This window comes from Pseudomonas sp. P39-UII1, assembly GCF_039672635.1.
Classification (GTDB): Bacteria; Pseudomonadota; Gammaproteobacteria; order Pseudomonadales; family Pseudomonadaceae; genus Aquipseudomonas.
In genome coordinates this window covers 241,170-256,992 of record NZ_JBDFPP010000004.1, presented here as the reverse complement: position 1 = coordinate 256,992, position 15,823 = coordinate 241,170, and the positions used below count along the sequence as shown (strand labels likewise).

The following is a 15,823-nucleotide window of genomic DNA, read 5'->3' as shown; positions in this document are numbered from 1 at the left end:
CATACAGCCGGCCGAAGAACACGCCGCGAGCGCTACAGGCGGTGTATTCAGGCGCTCGAAAGGGTTAGGCCGTCAGAATGTCTACGAGCATTTGTGCAGGCTTACTCAACTCGACACCAACCCGGGTCACGACCTCGTAGGGCTCGCTCCGCGACTTCAGTTGCAGCGGTAAACGCACCAGCATGCCGTGGTCCAGGGCCATCCTGGCGACATCCCACGGCATCACCGCGAGCAGATCACGATCTTGCATGAGCATGGACAGGGTCGTGAAAGTCGACGAAGTCTCGATGGGGTATTGCGGGAAGCTCAAGCCGGCCTCGCGAAACTCCCGCTCAAGGGTCAGACGCATAGGCATGTTTACCGGGAACACCACCCAGCGCGATTGCGCCAACTGCTCAAGCGTCAACTCTGCGCAGGCCGCCAGCGGATGCGCCGGGTTTGCCACCAGCACCAACTGCTCCTGATGTTTAACCCGGCTCTCATAGGCTGTAGGCCTTGAGCTGACGCTGGTTCGGCAAATCACCACATCCACGCGCCCTTGGTCGAGCAGGTTGAGCAAGCGGTCACTGGTGTCCTCTACCACCGATACCGATAGGTCCGGTTGGTTCTCGCGCAAACGCGCCAGGCCTTCCACCATGATCGGCACGGCGCCCATGATGGTGCCCACCGACAAACGTCCCCCATGCCCCTGGAGAATGCCCAGCATCTCCTCACGCAGATGCGCAAGGTCGTTACCAATCAAGCGTGCATAGCGCACCACGCAACGGCCCAGGTCATTGGCTTCAAGGCCTTTGCTGGTCCGTTCGAACAGCACCGCGCCCAGCGTCGACTCGATCTCGTTCAGCGCCTTGGTCGCCCCGGGCTGGGTAATCGACATGGCCTCGGCGGCCTTGTGGATCGAACCCAGCTCGTCGAGGCTGATCAGCAGCCGCAACTGACGTAGGCGCAGGCGCGAAGCCATGAAGCTCAAGGGTGGCAGCATAGGGGATCACTAAAAGTTATCACGGGGTCAACAGCTCTCATTAGGCACCAATGGCAGGGATATTTAAAGTGGCTGGCACGTGCTTCCCCACAACAACAACCCGGAGCCAGCATGCGCCTGATCCAATTCGAAACCGCACCCTCCCAGCGCCACGTCGGCGTCGTCGAAGGCGACCTGATTCAGGTTGTGCGCGACACCACGCACCTGCGGGAACTGGCCCTTGCAGCCATCCGCAACCAGCGCAGCCTCGCCGCGCAAGTGCTCGAACGCGGTCTGGACAGCACCGACCAGCGCTACAGCGATGCCTTGAACGAGTGCCGAGTGCTGCCGCCGCTCGATCATGAAGACCCAGCACACTGCTTGATCAGCGGTACCGGGCTCACGCACCTGGGCAGTGCCTCTACCCGCGACAAGATGCACCAGCAGAAAATCGCCGACGGGGCGGCGCTCACCGACACCGCGCGCATGTTCCAATGGGGGATTGAGGGTGGCCGCCCCCCAGCAGGCAGTGCCGGCGCGCAGCCAGAGTGGTTCTACAAGGGCGATGGTTCGATCGTCGTCCGCCCAGGGCAAGCCTTGCAGCCCCCCGCCTTTGCCGAGGATGCGGGTGAAGAACCGGAACTGGCTGGCCTGTATGTGATCGGTGATGACGGCCTGCCTTACCGGCTGGGCTTTGCCATCGGCAACGAGTTTTCCGACCACGTGATGGAGCGGCGTAGTTACCTGTACCTGGCGCACTCCAAACTGCGTAATTGCTCATTCGGTCCCGAACTGCGTGTCGGCGAGTTGCCACGCCATCTGCAGGGCACCAGCCGAATACTGCGCGGTGACCAGGTGATATGGGAAAAGGATTTTCTTAGCGGTGAGGACAACATGTGCCACTCGTTGGAGAATCTGGAGTACCACCATTTCAAGTACAGCCAGTTTTTGCGCCCCGGTGATGTGCACATTCACTTCTTCGGCACCGCGACGCTGTCGTTTGCCGACCAGGTCAAGGCCGTCGAGGGCGATGTGTTCGAAATCAGCCTGGCGGAGTTCGGCGCCCCCCTGCGAAACGGCATCAGCAAGACGCCTGCGGCCATCGCACCCGGCGCGGTGAAGACGCTCTGACCCGACGGCGGCCAGGGCCGCGCCGCCGCTGCATTTCATAACAATCACAAAAGTGAGATGAGCATGAACAACAGCCCTTCCCCTGCAGCTCCCGCGCCTGCTTTGGCGATGACCGATAACGCCAAGCCGACCACTGTGCGTTGGCGCATCTTCCTGATCCTGCTGTTGCTGGCGGCGATCAACTACATCGACCGCGCTTCGCTGTCGGTAGCACTGCCGATGATTTCCGCCGAATTCGAGCTGACGCCTGCGCTTGAAGGCTTGATCCTCAGCGCGTTCTTCTGGTCATACGCCTTGATGCAGATTCCTGCAGGGGTGCTGCTCGATCGCTTCCAGGTGCGCAATATCATTGGCGTCGCAACCATCGGCTGGGGCGCATTCCAGGCCTTGGGCGGGTTTGCCCATAACTGGATCACGTTGCTGGTCACGCGCATTGGCCTGGGCGTGGCAGAGTCGCCAATCATGCCCGCTGGCGCCAAGCTCAACGGCGCCTGGCTGACGCCCAACGAGCGTGGCCGCGGTGCCACTCTGGTCGACGGAGGCGCGCCGCTGGGCACTGCATTCGGCGCAATTATCATCGCCGGCCTGATCACCTGGTTCGACTCTTGGCGCATCGCCTTTATCGTCGCTGGGGTCGGCACAGTGGCCGCCGGTATCTGGGCCTGGTGGTACATCCGCAACCACCCCAGCGAACATCCGCACGTCAATGCCGCTGAATTGGCTTACATCACCCAGGCCAACGATACCGCGAGCAAGGGCAACGGCAACCGTAAGGCCGTACTCAAGGAATTACTCAAAAGCCGCTCTGTGCTGTGCATGTTCGCCGGCTACGCCTGCTACAACAGCGTGTTCTACGGCCTGCTGACCTGGATGCCGAGCTACCTGCACCAAGCGCATAACCTCGACATCAAGGCCATGGGCGGGGCGACCTTCCTGATCTTCATGTGTGGCTTCGTTGGCGAGCTGATCGGCGGCTGGGTCTCCGACAAATGGAAAGCCAGCGGCGGTAAACCGAATACTGTGATGCGCAGCATGTTCGCCGGCTCCGCCGCGGTCGCCGCACTGTGCATCCTGCTGGTGGCCTACACGCCGGATGCCGGCCTGGTCATCGCCCTGCTCTGCGTGGCGCTGTTCTTCATCCGTTGGTGCGGTATGTACTGGTGTCTGCCAGCCATTCTGGGCGGTAAGTCCAAGGCCGGGGTGCTGGGCGGCAGCATGAACTTCTGCGGCAACATGGTCGGCGTGCTGGTGCCGATCCTGATCGGCCTGATCGTGCAGTTCACCGGTTCCTATTTCCTGGCCCTGATCTTCTTCGTGGTCATGGCCTTCGGCCTGATGCTGTTTTCTGGCCTGATCGACTATCGCGAGCGCGGGCTGGCCTGAGCCAGGCGCCCCATTGAGGTGAATGTCATGCAACTCATTACAACAACAGGCAGTGCAAGCGCTGCCAACGCCGTGATCCGGCTCAACCCGCTGGACGATGTCCTCGTTGCTCGCCAGCCCCTGACCGAAGGCCTCTTGCTGGACGAAGGCATCACGGTGCGCCAACCGATTCCAGCCGGCCACAAAGTCGCAGGCCGCGATATCAAGGCAGGCGAACCCCTGCGCCGCTATGGGCAAATCATCGGCTTTGCCAGTCAGGCCATCCGGGCTGGCGAACATGTGCACGTGCATAATCTGGCGATGGGCGACTTTGCCCGCGACTACGCCTTTGGCGTCGACGCCAAGGGGCAGCAGGCGCCCGATGACGATACCTTCATGGGTATAGTGCGCGCCGATGGCCGGGTCGCCACGCGCAACTATATCGGCATCCTCACTTCGGTGAACTGCTCGGCCACGGTGGCGCGGGCTATCGCCGACCACTTTCGCCGTGACATCCACCCCGAGGCGTTGGCGCCCTACCCTAACGTCGATGGCGTGGTCGCCCTGACCCACGGCGTCGGTTGCGCAGTCGACCCCGGTGGCGAGGCACTTGCCATGCTGCGCCGTACCCTTGGCGGCTATGCCGTGCATGCCAACTTCGCTTCGGTGCTGTTGATCGGCCTGGGCTGCGAAACCAATCAGATCCCCGACCTGCTGGCGGCCCAGGGCCTGCAAAGCAGCCATGCACTGCGCACGTTCACCATCCAAGGTACTGGCGGCACCTCGAAGACCATTGCCAGCGGGATCGCCCAGGTCAAGTCGCTGCTGGCCGAAGCCAATCAGGTCGAACGCCAGCCGGTCAGCGTCCGCCACCTCACGGTCGGCCTGCAGTGCGGGGGCTCGGACGGCTATTCGGGTATCACCGCCAACCCGGCGCTTGGCAATGCGGTCGACCGCCTGGTGGCGGCCGGCGGCACCGCAATTCTCTCGGAAACCCCGGAAATCTACGGCGCCGAACACCTGCTGACACGCCGCGCGGTCAGCCAGCAGGTGGGCGAGAAGCTGATCGCCCGCATCCAGTGGTGGGAAGCCTATTGCCAGCGGATGGGCGCCGAACTGAACAACAACCCGTCGGCGGGCAACAAGGCCGGCGGCCTCACCACCATCCTGGAAAAGTCCCTGGGTGCCGTGGCCAAGGCCGGCTCCAGTGACCTGATCGATGTATACGAGTACGCCGAACCAGTGCACGCCCACGGCCTGGTGTTCATGGACACGCCCGGATACGACCCAATCTCTGCCACCGGCCAGGTCGCCGGCGGCGCCAACCTGATCGCCTTTACCACAGGGCGCGGCTCGGCTTATGGCTGCGCGCCCTCGCCGTCGATCAAGCTGGCGACCAACACCCGCCTTTGGGAAACCCAGGAAGAGGACATGGACGTCAACTGCGGCGGCATTGCCGACGGCAGCATGACCATCGAAGAGCGTGGTGAACACATCTACCGAATGATGCTGAGCATTGCCTCGGGCGAACGCAGCAAGAGCGAACAGCATGGCTACGGCCAGAATGAGTTCGTGCCATGGCAGATCGGCGCCATTACCTGATCCCCCAGCCTTCATAACCGGAGCCCGCATGACCCGAATTCTTGGTCACAACTACATCGCCGGCCAGCGCTCGGCGCAAAGCAACACCCTGCTAACCAGCCTCGATGCCACTACCGGCGAGCCGTTGCCAGGCGTATTCAGCCAGGCCACCGAGGCTGAGGTTCACGCCGCCTGCGTCGCTGCAGCGTCCGCCTTCCAGCCCTACCGCAACCTGCCCGCCGAGCAGCGCGCAGCGTTTCTCGAGGCCATCGCTGACGAACTCGATGCCCTGGGCGATGACTTCATCACCACGGTGTGCCGCGAGACTGCCCTGCCTGGCGGGCGTATCCAGGGCGAACGCAGCCGTACCAGCGGCCAGCTGCGCCTGTTCGCCAAGGTGTTGCGCCGAGGCGACTTCTACGGTGCGCGGATCGATCGCGCGCTGCCGGAGCGCCAACCCATGCCCCGCCCTGACCTGCGCCAGTATCGGATCGGCGTCGGCCCGGTGGCGGTATTTGGCGCCAGCAACTTCCCCCTGGCGTTCTCCACTGCCGGTGGTGACACCGCTGCGGCGCTGGCCGCAGGCTGCCCGGTAGTATTCAAGGCGCACAGTGGCCACATGGCCACCGCCGAGGCGGTGGCCGACGCGATCCTGCGTGCCGCGATCCGCACCGGCATGCCGGCCGGGGTGTTCAACATGATCTATGGCGGCGGTGTCGGCGAGTGGTTGGTCAAGCATCCGGCAATTCAGGCGGTGGGGTTTACTGGCTCGCTCAAGGGCGGAAATGCGCTGAGCCGCATGGCTGCAGAGCGCGCTCAACCGATCCCGGTGTTTGCCGAAATGTCCAGCATCAACCCGGTTATCCTGCTGCCTGAAGCGTTGCAGGCGCGGGGCGAGCAGGTGGCGCGTGAGTTGGCGGCCTCGGTGACGATGGGGTGCGGGCAGTTCTGCACCAATCCCGGTTTGATCATCGGTATGGGCTCTGCGGCATTCACTGACTTCATCGAAGTGTTCAAGGGTCAGATAGCCGAGCAACCGGCGCAGACCATGCTCAACCAAGGCACACTGGCCAGCTATCGCCATGGCCTTGAGCAACTGTACAACCACCCAGGCGTGACCCACTTGGCGGGTGCCGTGCAAGGTGAGCGTCAAGCGCAGCCGCAGTTGTTCAAGGCGGATGTCAGCCTATTGTTGGGCGGCGATCCATTGCTGCAGGAAGAAGTGTTCGGGCCGGCCACGGTCATCATCGAGATCGAGGACCAAGCGCAACTGGCTACGGCGGTGCAGGCATTGCGCGGGCAACTGACCGCTACGTTGATTGGCCAAGCCGAGGAACTGGTCGGCTATGGTTGGCTGAGCCAATTGCTACAGGAAAAGGTCGGTCGGGTGCTGCTCAATGGTTATCCAACCGGTGTCGAGGTGTGCGACGCCATGGTGCATGGCGGGCCCTACCCGGCTACCTCGGATGCTCGCGGCACCTCCGTCGGTGCCCTGGCGATCGACCGTTTCCTGCGTCCGGTATGCTTTCAGAACTACCCGGATGCGCTCCTCCCCCCAGCGCTGCAAAACGCCAATCCGCTGGGTATCAGTCGTTTGGTCGACGGTGAAATGCTGCGTTCAAGCCTGGCGGATTGACTTGGCACCACGCGCAACGATCGGGGCCCTCCCGCTTCGCGGGCGCCCCGGTCTTCGTCATCAAGGCCGCTCCAGCTGATCTCGCAGATACTCGATAAAGCGCTGGGTTTTCGCGGGAAGCAGTCGGGTTTCTGTCAATGCGTACACGGGTACCGGTGTCGCTTGCCACTTCGGCAATACCCGTTGCAAAACCCCTGCCTCGACATCTGGCGCAGCGATACCGGCAGGCAGGAGTGCGATGCCAAGGTCCAGCGAGGCAAGTCGTCGCAACATCCCCACACTGTTCAGCTCAAAGCGGCCACCTACCTGAACCTGCTCGACCGCACCCTCGCTGGTCAGGGTCCACTTGTCCGAGCTCGCCCCTGACATCCGCAGGCATTCGTGATGCACAAGCTCCGCTGGGTCGTGGGGCACACCGGAAACACCCAGGTATTGAGGTGAGGCGTAGAGGCCGCGTTGCAAGGTGGCCAGTTTCCGCGCAATCAAGTTGGAATTGGCCGGCTCGCCCATCCGAATCACGACATCCACGGGGTCACTGACCAAATCGACCTGCCGTGGTGTGAGATCGAAGTCAAAGGTGATGCCTGGATACAGTCTTGCGAAATCCGCAATCAACGGCGCCAGGTAGATGTTGGCGAAGTCCACTGGCAACGAGGCGCGCAACAGGCCGCTTGGCCTTGCGAGCAACTCACCCAGCTGCTCATGCGCCAGCCTCGCTTCGTCGACAATGCGTTTGCACCGATCAAAGTAAAGTTGGCCGGCCTCTGTCAGCTCAATCTTGCGCGTGGTGCGATGCAGCAGGCGCAACCCTATCTGCTTCTCCAGGCTGGTGATACGCCTTGAAAGCGTCGAGCTTGGCATGTTCATGGACTCCGCTGCGCCCCGAAAGCTGCGCATCTTCACGACCTCGACGAACAGAGCCATGTCGTTCAGGTATTCCAAGCATTGCTCCAAAAATGGATCAGTCATTTCAATTTTGCCGGATTTATCCCGACAACGGATTGAATGATGATAACCCCATCACCGCAAAGGAGCACTGTAATGAACTCTCTTTTTTCCGAAGTCCAAGTAGGCCGTTACACGCTGTCCAACCGCATGGTCATGGCCCCCATGACGCGTTCACGTGCAGACGATGCTGGCGTTCCTTCCGATCTCGTCACCACCTACTATGAGCAACGCGCCAGTGCTGGTCTGATCATCTCCGAAGGTGTTTTCCCGGTTGCGCTTGGCAAAGGTTATGTACGGACCCCGGGTATTGAAATCGATGAGCAGGTAGCAGCGTGGAAAAAGGTCGCTGAAGCCGTTCACGCCCGTGGCGGCCGTATCTTCATGCAACTGATGCACTGCGGCCGTGTTTCTCACCCGTCATTGATCGACGGCGCCCAGCCACAGGCACCATCAGCCATCAAGGCCGCGGGCCAAACCTATACCGCTACCGGCCTGCAGGACTTCGTCATCCCGCATGCACTGAGCATCGTCGAAATTGCCGGCGTCGTTGAAGGTTACCGCCAGGCTGCTCGCCGGGCCATCGAGGCTGGCTTCGACGGTGTGGAGTTGCATGCAGCGTCGGGTTATTTGCCGGAACAGTTCCTGTCCAGCGGCAGCAACCAGCGCGAAGACGAATACGGGGGTTCAGTTGAAAACCGCGTTCGCTTCGTTCTCGAAGTGCTTGCCGCGATAGTCGAGGAAGTGGGCGGCGATCGCGTGGGTATCAAGATTTCTCCGGAAATGAACTTCAACGATATCGTCGATGCCAATCCGCAAGAGACCTACACCTACCTGGTAAAGCACCTGCGGCCGTTCGACCTCGCCTACCTGCACGTCGCCCTGTTTGGTGCCGAGTTCGACTACCACAGTGCACTGCGTCCGCACTTCAATGGCAGCTACCTGATCGGCAGTGGCCTGAACAAAGAAAGCGCCGAGGCGCTTATTTCCGGCGGCAAAGCGGATGCAGCCGTATTTGGTGGTGCGTTCCTCGCCAACCCGGACTTGCCAGAGCGTCTGCGCGTCGGTGCCGAGCTCAACGCCCCGGATAAAAACACCTTCTATGCGCCTGGCGCAGAGGGCTACATCGATTACCCATCCCTGACCCAAGGGGCCTGAGGAGCGCCACCATGCTACCCACCGCACGCCTGCAGCGTATGAATCACGGAAGCCAGTTCCGAGCGTTCAGCCTTCGTGGCGATCAGTTTGCGAAACCAATTGATCCGTTTCTGGGCGTGGATCATGCCTGGATCAGCGGACCGACCTTCCCACCGCATCCGCATGCGGGTTTCTCCGCAGTGTCATACCTGTTTCTGGATTCAGAAACGGGGATCGATAACCGGGACTCACTGGGCAATCGCAATTTGATTCATCCCGGTGGCCTGCACTGGACGGCGGCGGGTAGCGGCGTGGTGCATGAAGAGGTACCAGCGGAGCCCGGCAAGACCGTGCACATGCTGCAAATCTTCATCAATCTGCCGGAGGACAAACAGGCGCAGGCTCCCCATGCCTTCAGCCTGGAAGCACGCGATGTACCCGTTGTACGCCTGCCGGGAGTGAAGATTCGTGTCCCCCTTGGGGCCTTCGGCGAGATCGCCTCCCCCCTTTCGTTACCCACCGATGTCCGATTATTGGACATCCTGCTGGAAGCGGGCAGCGAGGTAGAAATTCCAATCCCTGTCGGGCATGTCGCGTTCGTCGTGCCGATTGATGGTGAGGTCGCTGTGGAGGGTCAGCCGTTCAGTCCGCTTGATCCAAAGGCCCCAGTAAATCTGCCCCAAGGGCAAAGGAGGGTTATCACGATGCAGGCAGAAAACGGCGCCGCAAAGGCAGTGGTTTTTTCAGGTACGCCGCTGAACCAGCCCATTCATTGGCAAGGCCCAATGGCGCTGGCGTCACCCGGTGCCCTGGGCGAAGCCGTGCAGCGCTACCAACGCGGGTTGTTCGGCAGCCTGCACAGCCAATGAGCCAACAACCGTTCCCCTACTTAGCGAGAAGATCATCATGACTCACGAAAATTTCAATGCTGACAACGCTGCTCTGCTGCTGATCGATCATCAGGTTGGCACCATGGGCTGGGCCAAATCCATGCCCTTCGATGAGCTCAAACGCAATGCCCTGATGCTCGCCAAGGCGGCGCGTATTCTCAAGCTGCCGGTCGTGCTCACCTCCAGCATGGAGGAGCATGCGCAAGGGCCGTTGCTGAGTGAACTGGAAGAAATCCTCCCGGCCGAGTTCGCGGGGCGCATCAAGCGCCTGGGCATCGTCAACGCGATGGACGATGAACATTTTGCCGCAGCCGTCAAAGCCACTGGTCGCAAGAAGCTCATCATTGCCGGCGTAACCAATGATGTCTGCACCGTCTACCCGGCACTTTCGCTGGTCCGTGACGGCTTCGAAGTACAGGTTGTCGCCGACGCGGGCGCGTCGCCAACCGCAATGGCTGATGACATCGCGCTGCGCCGGATGGACAAGGCTGGGGTAACGCTGACCACCACCAACCAGCTGATTGCCGAACTGGCCGGGAGCTGGGCAACGCCTGAAGGCGGTCAGTTGGTACAGGTGCTCATGGAGTCGTTCAGCGGCTGAGTGAGCCCCAGTCACAGTACCCCGCAAGGCGCGGGGTACTTCTTTCTCACCGCAGCGGACCTCACACTCATCACCACCCACCAAGGCTGTCAGCCAAGCGCTCAAGAACAACGTGCTCGACCGCTTGCGACGCATTTGGCCAGCGCTCTGGCAAGTGGCTGTAATACTTGGGATCGCGTTATCGGCTGATTGAACCACCGCGTGCTGCGGCGGTTCGCTTCGTAGCAGCTGTTCTCACCGCACGAACTTCCGTTGTTACGACGCCCTGTCGATGCTTCTAACCACCCGGCACTGCATGGCGTGCGGGTTTAGAGAGGGGTCGACATCGGTGACGGCTTTTCGCAATCGCGCGGTTTCAGAGTCCTGAGTAAAACCTTCAAAGTCATCTTCGCTCTCCCATTGCGCGTAGTTGAGTACCGCCTTCCCATCGAGACTTGCATGGAAGGTTGAGGAGACGAAGCCCGGCCTGTATCGCACCCATCGCTCAACCTCGGCCGCAATGGCTTCAATCAGCACTAGCTGCTTGTCGGCGGTTACATCAAAGCGTACGACCTGGGTGAATATGTCGTTTTCCTCAATTTTTGCCATGAGATATTCCTTGTCGCCGGCTTCTTGGATGACGAGTTGTTCAAAGCGCTCTAGTTATTTCTTTCGATATGCGAACGGCCGAGTGGTTCGCCCCGGCTCTGATTCGACATGCCAAAACCTCCACCGTTGTCCACGATAATCGGTAGGGCCAAGCCGCTCAGTCGCTGCCGTCGACTGCAACCACCTGCCAGCTGTCATCCGGGTCAAAGCGCTGCATGGCCTTGGCCAGCTTGTCGCCCTGCGGCCCCAGGTCTTTCTCGAACACCTGGCCGTCGTGGCTGACCATGAAGCTCATCACCCCGGTGTCGTCGTACCTTGCAGGCCAGGCGACCATGGCGAAGCCACGGCTCATTTGCGTGCCGATCAGGTAGCTGTAGGCACCGCCCGGGGCCGACGGGCCCTGGGCGTCGAGGATGCGGAAGTGATAGCCGTACCAGTCGTCACCCACTGCATCCTGGCCGAACAGCGGGCCTAACGGGCTGACCTGGCCGTCCGCCTCGCCCTCCCAGTACAAGCCGTCGTGCTTGCCGGGGGTACTGAAGATCTGTTGGGCGTACTCCAGGGCACCGTTGCCGTTGCGGTCTTGCGAGGCGTACTCCATCTGCGCATCGTGGTAGGCGAGCAGCGACTGCACGGCCGCCAGCTCATCGCGGCCGATGCGCCGTGCACGGATCTCGGCGCTGCCAGCCTTGAGGTCGAAGCGCCAGCCGCTGGCACTCTGTGCCAACGGAATCGGCAAGGTCCAGTGCTCGCTGCCTACCGCCAGTACCGCCTGGCGATCACCTTTCTGTTCGACCTGATGCTGCTGGTGGTACTGCTGCAGGAAGGCATCGACGTCGCTGCGCTGCACGCCTTCGCGAGGGATGTAGGTGCGCCAGTCGTCACCGAGCAACTGCGCCAGGCGCGCCTGGTCGGCATGCTCCGTGCCCAACGCCTGGACGAAGGCTTCGACGGCCTTTTCAGGTGTCGGGAATGCCTGCTGAGCGGCGGCCAGGCTTGACCCTGCGCTGCCCAGGGCAACCAGGCAAACCGTGAGGATTGTCCTGTTCATCGCCGGCCTCCTCCGCCGCCGCGGCGCATGGGCGCGCTGGGCCGGGAGATGGCGTGCCCCGCCGCGCGCGATGCATTCGGCCGTTGGGCGAGCGTCTGGCTGGTGCGGCCGCGATCGGCCAGGGCCGTGGTACGCGCGGGTGAGCGTACGCCCTCGAAGGCATTGTCGCGCGCCCTGCCGGCACTGTTGTTCGGCCTGTTCTGCAGCGTCTGGCGGGCCTGCGGATTGTCGCGGTTGCTTCTGGCCTGCGGCTGGCGGTCGGTGGCACGCGGGCGGTTGGCCTGGGCTTCGCGCACCTGGTCACGGGCCTGGCGGTTGCTGGTGGCCGGCCGTTCGATGCCCGCCTTGTCCATTGACGCGCGGGCGCGGTCGCGGGCCTGGGCACGCTGGGCGTCGTCGCCTCGGAACGCCGCACGCTGGCTCGCCCCGTCAAGCTGTCGCCCATATTGCTGGCGGCTGCGGTTGTCGCGGTACGGCACGCCATCACGGTGCACGGCGTTGTGCTGCCAGGTGTTCTGGTTGTTGCCGATGCGGTTGTTCACGTTGATGTTGTTGTAGCGGTTGACGTCGATATCGATGTCGTTGCGCCCCCAATCGCAATCGCCCCACAACGAATTGACAATTGCCACCCCGGTGCCAAAGGCCAGCCCGGCCATCAGCGCCGTCCCCGCGTAATACAGCGGCGAGGGCGGGTAATACACGGGCGGCGAAGCCGGGTAGGCCCAGGTGCCGTAGCTGGTGGTCGGGTTGTAGGTGGGCACATAGACCACTTGCGGGTCGGCCGGCTGGATGATGATGGTGCTGGCCGGCGCACTGCTGGCGGTCGAAGCCGGGGCAGCCTGCACCGTGACGTTCTGGTACTGATTGCTTTGCAGGTTGCCTGCCGCCTTCGCTTGCTGGCGCAAACGCTGCACGGCGCCCATCACATCATCGGGCTGGGCCAGGAAGGCATCCCCCAGGCGCTGCACCCAGACCGGGTCCTGCCCGAGCACCACCAGCACCTGCGGGAACGCTACCAACGCCTGAACGCTAGGGTCCCAGGGCTGTTTGGCGACTTGCTTGACGGCATCATCGCCCTGGGCCTTGGGGTTGGCCTTGGACCAGGTCACCGCTTCGGCCACTTCCCCGGGGTAGGTGGCAGCCATCAGCACCTGCGCCAGCAGTGCATCGGGGTACAACGCGATGGGCGCGAGCATCTGGTCGAGCTGTTCCTGATTGAACACCGGCTGTTTGGCCGACTGTGCTTCAGCGGCCGAGGGCGCAGGTGCGGGAGGCGATTCGCCCTGGGCAAAACCCGACGCAGCGCTCAGGCAGAGCACCGCCGACACGATACATAGCAATGGCATGCGCATCACAGTTCCCTCGGGGTGAAGCCGCGTGGGGTGTAAGCCTAGCAAAGGCTGCGTTTTGCACACCGTACTTGCCGACATCAATAGTCACTATCGAGAGGGGCAATTTCTACTGATCGCGCTCACCCCATAACCTAGCTCCATCGATTCGCCACTTGCCCCCGTACTCTGGAGCTTCCAATGAACACCACGGCCCGCCTGCTGCTCGCTGCCCTGACCGCCACTGGCATTGCCGTGCTCAGCGGTTGCACCAGCCACCCCGAACTGCGCCCTTACACCGCCGAAGAAAACCGCCAGCTGCAACTCGAAGCCATTCAGCGCCAAGCCCTGTCGCTGGATGAGTACGAACTGCGCAAGCGCGTGATCCTGCGCGCGGCAAGCCCGCAAGTGGTGACCGAGGTGGTCGAGACGCAACCTGGGTTCAGTGGCTGAGTTGAAAGACGTGCGGGGCGCTCTATCATGGTGGCTGCCGGGCTGAACCCTTCAGCCCTTACCACTGAGGTTGCCAATGATCGACCACCTGGACCATCTGGTGCTGACTACCGTCGACGTGCAAGCCTGCACCGACTTCTATACCCGAGTAATGGGCATGCAGCTGGAAACCTTCGGCGCTGGCCGCCTGGCCTTTCGATACGGCAACCAGAAAATCAACGTGCATGTGCGCGGCCATGAGTTCGAACCCAAGGCCCACCTGCCCGTGCCTGGGGCACTCGACCTGTGCTTCATCGCCAGCGTCAGCCTGGAGGCAGTGATCGCCCACCTGGAGCAGGCGCAATGGCCCATCATCGAGGGGCCTGTCGAGCGCACCGGGGCGACCGGGCCGATCCTGTCGGTCTACGTGCGGGACCCGGACCTCAACCTGATCGAGATTTCCCAACCCCTTCAATGAGTGCCATGTGGTTTTCCCTGCTCGGCAACACGGGTATCCTGTGCCGCTCAAGAGCAAGCCTTCCAGGACGGTGACCATGATCAGGCCCCTTCTGTTGTTGAGTGTGGCCCTTCTGTTCAGCCAGGCGCTGCAGGCGCAGCAGATCCAGCGCCAACTGGGCGATTTCGACTTCAAGCTCGGCACCACGCCTTCACGCAGCATGGCCCAAGGGCTGATCTCGCCGAGCGCGGTCGGCGCCTTCCACGGTGGCCTGGACCTCAGCCATCCCAGCGGCTGGTACCTCGGCCAATACGCGCCGAGCATGGGCGTGACACCCGATTCCACCCTGCGCCTGGACAGCTACCTGGGCTACAAGGACCATTTCGACAGCACCTTGGGTTACGAAGTGGGCCTGATCCACTACAGCCAGCCCAATATCGCCGGGCCCGACAGCTATGCCCTGTATGGCGGCATATCGATCATGGGCAGCCGCATCGGCGGCGCCTGGCGGGACAACCCGGACAACCGCACCGGTACCCTGTTCGCCGACTTCGGCCAGTTGCCGTTGCTCGATGCCGACTTCACCGTCAAGCTCGCCCACCATCGCCTGGGCACCCCCTTCACCATCGGTGACGGCAGCCAGGTGAACGGGTTTTCGGACTGGTCGCTGGAGCTGTCGCGGCCTTGGCTTGGCATCGACCTCAACCTGATCTACAGCAACTCCAACCTCAGCGGTGGTGGCTGTGATGCCTACGCGGGCATCAACACCTACTGCGACAGCATGGTCACGCTCAAGGCCCAGCGCAGCTTCTTTTAGCCTGCGGGGGCATGGCGTCAGATCCCTCCCCCCGCCAGCAACTCTGTCATCACTTCGGCCAGCGCCTTGATCATCACGTCCGCCGTCGGCCGGTGGAGGATGACGATTTCGTAACTGTCCACCTCCGGCAACCCCTGCTGCTGCCCCATTACCCGATGTTCGCGGGTGGCAGCGCGCGGTGGCAGCAGGCTGATGCCCATGCCATCGGCCACTGCCGCCTGGATACCGCTGAGGCTGGAGCTGGTGAAGCTGATGCGCCAGCGCCGGCCCATGCCTTCGATGGCGCTGATCATGTCTTCGCGGTACAGCCCACGTGGCGGGAAGGTCACCAGCGGGATCGGGTCGAGCTCGAAGGACGGCATGCGCGCGCTGTCGATCCATTGCAGGCGCTCGGGCCAGCAGGCGACGCCTTCGCGGGTATTGCGCCGCTGCTTGAGCAGCACCAGGTCGAGTTCACCGTTGTCGTAGGCCTGGCTGAGGTCGCGACACAGGCCGCTGGTGACTTCCAGCTTGACCTGCGGGTGCAGCCGGCTGAAGGCCGACAACGCATTGGTGGTGCGCCCACCGACAAAGTCTTCCGGCACGCCCAGGCGCACGGTAACGCCGACCATGGCCCCGGCCAGCGCTTCGAGCATCTGGTCGTTCAGCGCCAGCATGTGCCGGGCATAGCCGAGCAAGGTCTGGCCGGCGTCGGTAGGCAGCACGTCGCGGTTGCCTCGCACCAGCAGGCGGTGGCCGACCATGTCCTCCAGGCGCCGGACTTTTTGGCTGATGGTCGACTGGGTCGAGTGCAGGCGTGCAGCGGCAGTGGTGAAGCTGCCGCAATCGGCCACCACGACAATGGCGCGCAGCAGGTCGAGGTCGAACAGGGCTCTATTCGATTTCACGCTGATGGACATCTTGGTA

At 62.4% G+C, this 15,823-nt stretch carries 16 protein-coding genes; 10 read left to right on the top strand and 6 right to left on the bottom strand.

What is annotated here, in order from left to right; genetic code table 11:
- Positions 1 to 64: 64 nt before the first annotated feature.
- Entirely contained in the window at positions 65 to 982 is a 918-nt protein-coding gene (locus tag ABEH27_RS08225) for a LysR family transcriptional regulator (protein ID WP_346613083.1), read from the bottom strand.
- 111 nt (positions 983 to 1,093) lie between these two features.
- Between ABEH27_RS08225 and araD1 the strand changes: the two genes are divergently transcribed.
- The 4 genes from araD1 (at position 1,094) to ABEH27_RS08205 (ending at position 6,671) form a co-directional block, all read left to right on the top strand.
- Positions 1,094 to 2,092 (top strand): AraD1 family protein, encoded by a 999-nt coding sequence (gene araD1, locus ABEH27_RS08220; protein ID WP_346613082.1) that lies wholly within the window; start codon positions 1,094 to 1,096, stop codon positions 2,090 to 2,092.
- 63 nt (positions 2,093 to 2,155) lie between these two features.
- Entirely contained in the window at positions 2,156 to 3,475 is a 1,320-nt protein-coding gene (locus ABEH27_RS08215) for an MFS transporter (protein WP_346613081.1), read from the top strand.
- Positions 3,476 to 3,502: 27 nt separating this feature from the next.
- Positions 3,503 to 5,056, top strand: coding sequence for an altronate dehydratase family protein (locus ABEH27_RS08210; RefSeq protein ID WP_346613080.1), 1,554 nt, complete (start codon positions 3,503 to 3,505; stop codon positions 5,054 to 5,056).
- Positions 5,057 to 5,084: 28 nt separating this feature from the next.
- Positions 5,085 to 6,671 carry an aldehyde dehydrogenase (NADP(+)) gene (locus ABEH27_RS08205; RefSeq protein WP_346613079.1) on the top strand — a complete coding sequence of 529 codons (1,587 nt, stop codon included), beginning with the start codon at positions 5,085 to 5,087 and terminating at the stop codon, positions 6,669 to 6,671.
- Positions 6,672 to 6,731: 60 nt separating this feature from the next.
- On the opposite strand, the gene ABEH27_RS08200 is transcribed toward ABEH27_RS08205, so the two are convergent.
- A complete protein-coding gene (locus tag ABEH27_RS08200; protein ID WP_346613078.1) occupies positions 6,732 to 7,613 on the bottom strand; it encodes a LysR family transcriptional regulator in 882 nt (293 codons plus the stop codon).
- A 99-nt stretch (positions 7,614 to 7,712) separates the two neighbouring features.
- Between ABEH27_RS08200 and ABEH27_RS08195 the strand changes: the two genes are divergently transcribed.
- Genes ABEH27_RS08195 through ABEH27_RS08185 form a run of 3 tightly spaced genes read left to right on the top strand, consistent with a single transcriptional unit; the run spans position 7,713 to position 10,244 of the window.
- The gene (locus ABEH27_RS08195) at positions 7,713 to 8,774 is read left to right on the top strand and encodes an alkene reductase (RefSeq protein ID WP_346613077.1); all 1,062 of its coding nucleotides are present in this window, start codon (positions 7,713 to 7,715) and stop codon (positions 8,772 to 8,774) included.
- An 11-nt stretch (positions 8,775 to 8,785) separates the two neighbouring features.
- A complete protein-coding gene (locus ABEH27_RS08190) occupies positions 8,786 to 9,622 on the top strand; it encodes a pirin family protein (RefSeq protein WP_346613076.1) in 837 nt (278 codons plus the stop codon).
- A gap of 37 nt (positions 9,623 to 9,659) precedes the next feature.
- Positions 9,660 to 10,244, top strand: a complete 585-nt coding sequence (locus tag ABEH27_RS08185) for an isochorismatase family protein (RefSeq protein ID WP_346613075.1) — start codon at positions 9,660 to 9,662, stop codon at positions 10,242 to 10,244.
- Positions 10,245 to 10,499: 255 nt separating this feature from the next.
- On the opposite strand, the gene ABEH27_RS08180 is transcribed toward ABEH27_RS08185, so the two are convergent.
- The 3 genes from ABEH27_RS08180 to ABEH27_RS08170 all read right to left on the bottom strand — a co-directional run bounded on the left by ABEH27_RS08180 (position 10,500) and on the right by ABEH27_RS08170 (position 13,235).
- Positions 10,500 to 10,832 carry an antibiotic biosynthesis monooxygenase gene (locus ABEH27_RS08180; RefSeq protein ID WP_346613074.1) on the bottom strand — a complete coding sequence of 111 codons (333 nt, stop codon included), beginning with the start codon at positions 10,830 to 10,832 and terminating at the stop codon, positions 10,500 to 10,502.
- Between the two features lie 157 nt (positions 10,833 to 10,989).
- Positions 10,990 to 11,883, bottom strand: coding sequence for a DUF2950 domain-containing protein (locus ABEH27_RS08175; RefSeq protein WP_346613073.1), 894 nt, complete (start codon positions 11,881 to 11,883; stop codon positions 10,990 to 10,992).
- Positions 11,880 to 13,235 carry a DUF3300 domain-containing protein gene (locus ABEH27_RS08170; RefSeq protein ID WP_346613072.1) on the bottom strand — a complete coding sequence of 452 codons (1,356 nt, stop codon included), beginning with the start codon at positions 13,233 to 13,235 and terminating at the stop codon, positions 11,880 to 11,882. Before ABEH27_RS08170 ends, ABEH27_RS08175 begins: the two co-directional genes overlap by 4 nt.
- A gap of 177 nt (positions 13,236 to 13,412) precedes the next feature.
- On the opposite strand from ABEH27_RS08170, the gene ABEH27_RS08165 reads away from it, so the two are divergent.
- The 3 genes from ABEH27_RS08165 (at position 13,413) to ABEH27_RS08155 (ending at position 14,917) form a co-directional block, all read left to right on the top strand.
- Positions 13,413 to 13,664 (top strand): hypothetical protein, encoded by a 252-nt coding sequence (locus ABEH27_RS08165; RefSeq protein WP_346613071.1) that lies wholly within the window; start codon positions 13,413 to 13,415, stop codon positions 13,662 to 13,664.
- A 76-nt stretch (positions 13,665 to 13,740) separates the two neighbouring features.
- Positions 13,741 to 14,121, top strand: coding sequence for a VOC family protein (locus tag ABEH27_RS08160; RefSeq protein WP_346613070.1), 381 nt, complete (start codon positions 13,741 to 13,743; stop codon positions 14,119 to 14,121).
- 76 nt (positions 14,122 to 14,197) lie between these two features.
- On the top strand, positions 14,198 to 14,917 hold the full coding sequence (locus ABEH27_RS08155) for a TorF family putative porin (protein ID WP_346613069.1): 720 nt from the start codon (positions 14,198 to 14,200) through the stop codon (positions 14,915 to 14,917).
- 17 nt (positions 14,918 to 14,934) lie between these two features.
- Here ABEH27_RS08155 and ABEH27_RS08150 read toward each other — a convergent pair whose 3' ends face one another.
- Positions 14,935 to 15,816: a LysR family transcriptional regulator gene (locus ABEH27_RS08150; RefSeq protein WP_346613068.1), complete on the bottom strand. Its 882-nt coding sequence runs from the start codon at positions 15,814 to 15,816 to the stop codon at positions 14,935 to 14,937.
- Positions 15,817 to 15,823: the final 7 nt, after the last annotated feature.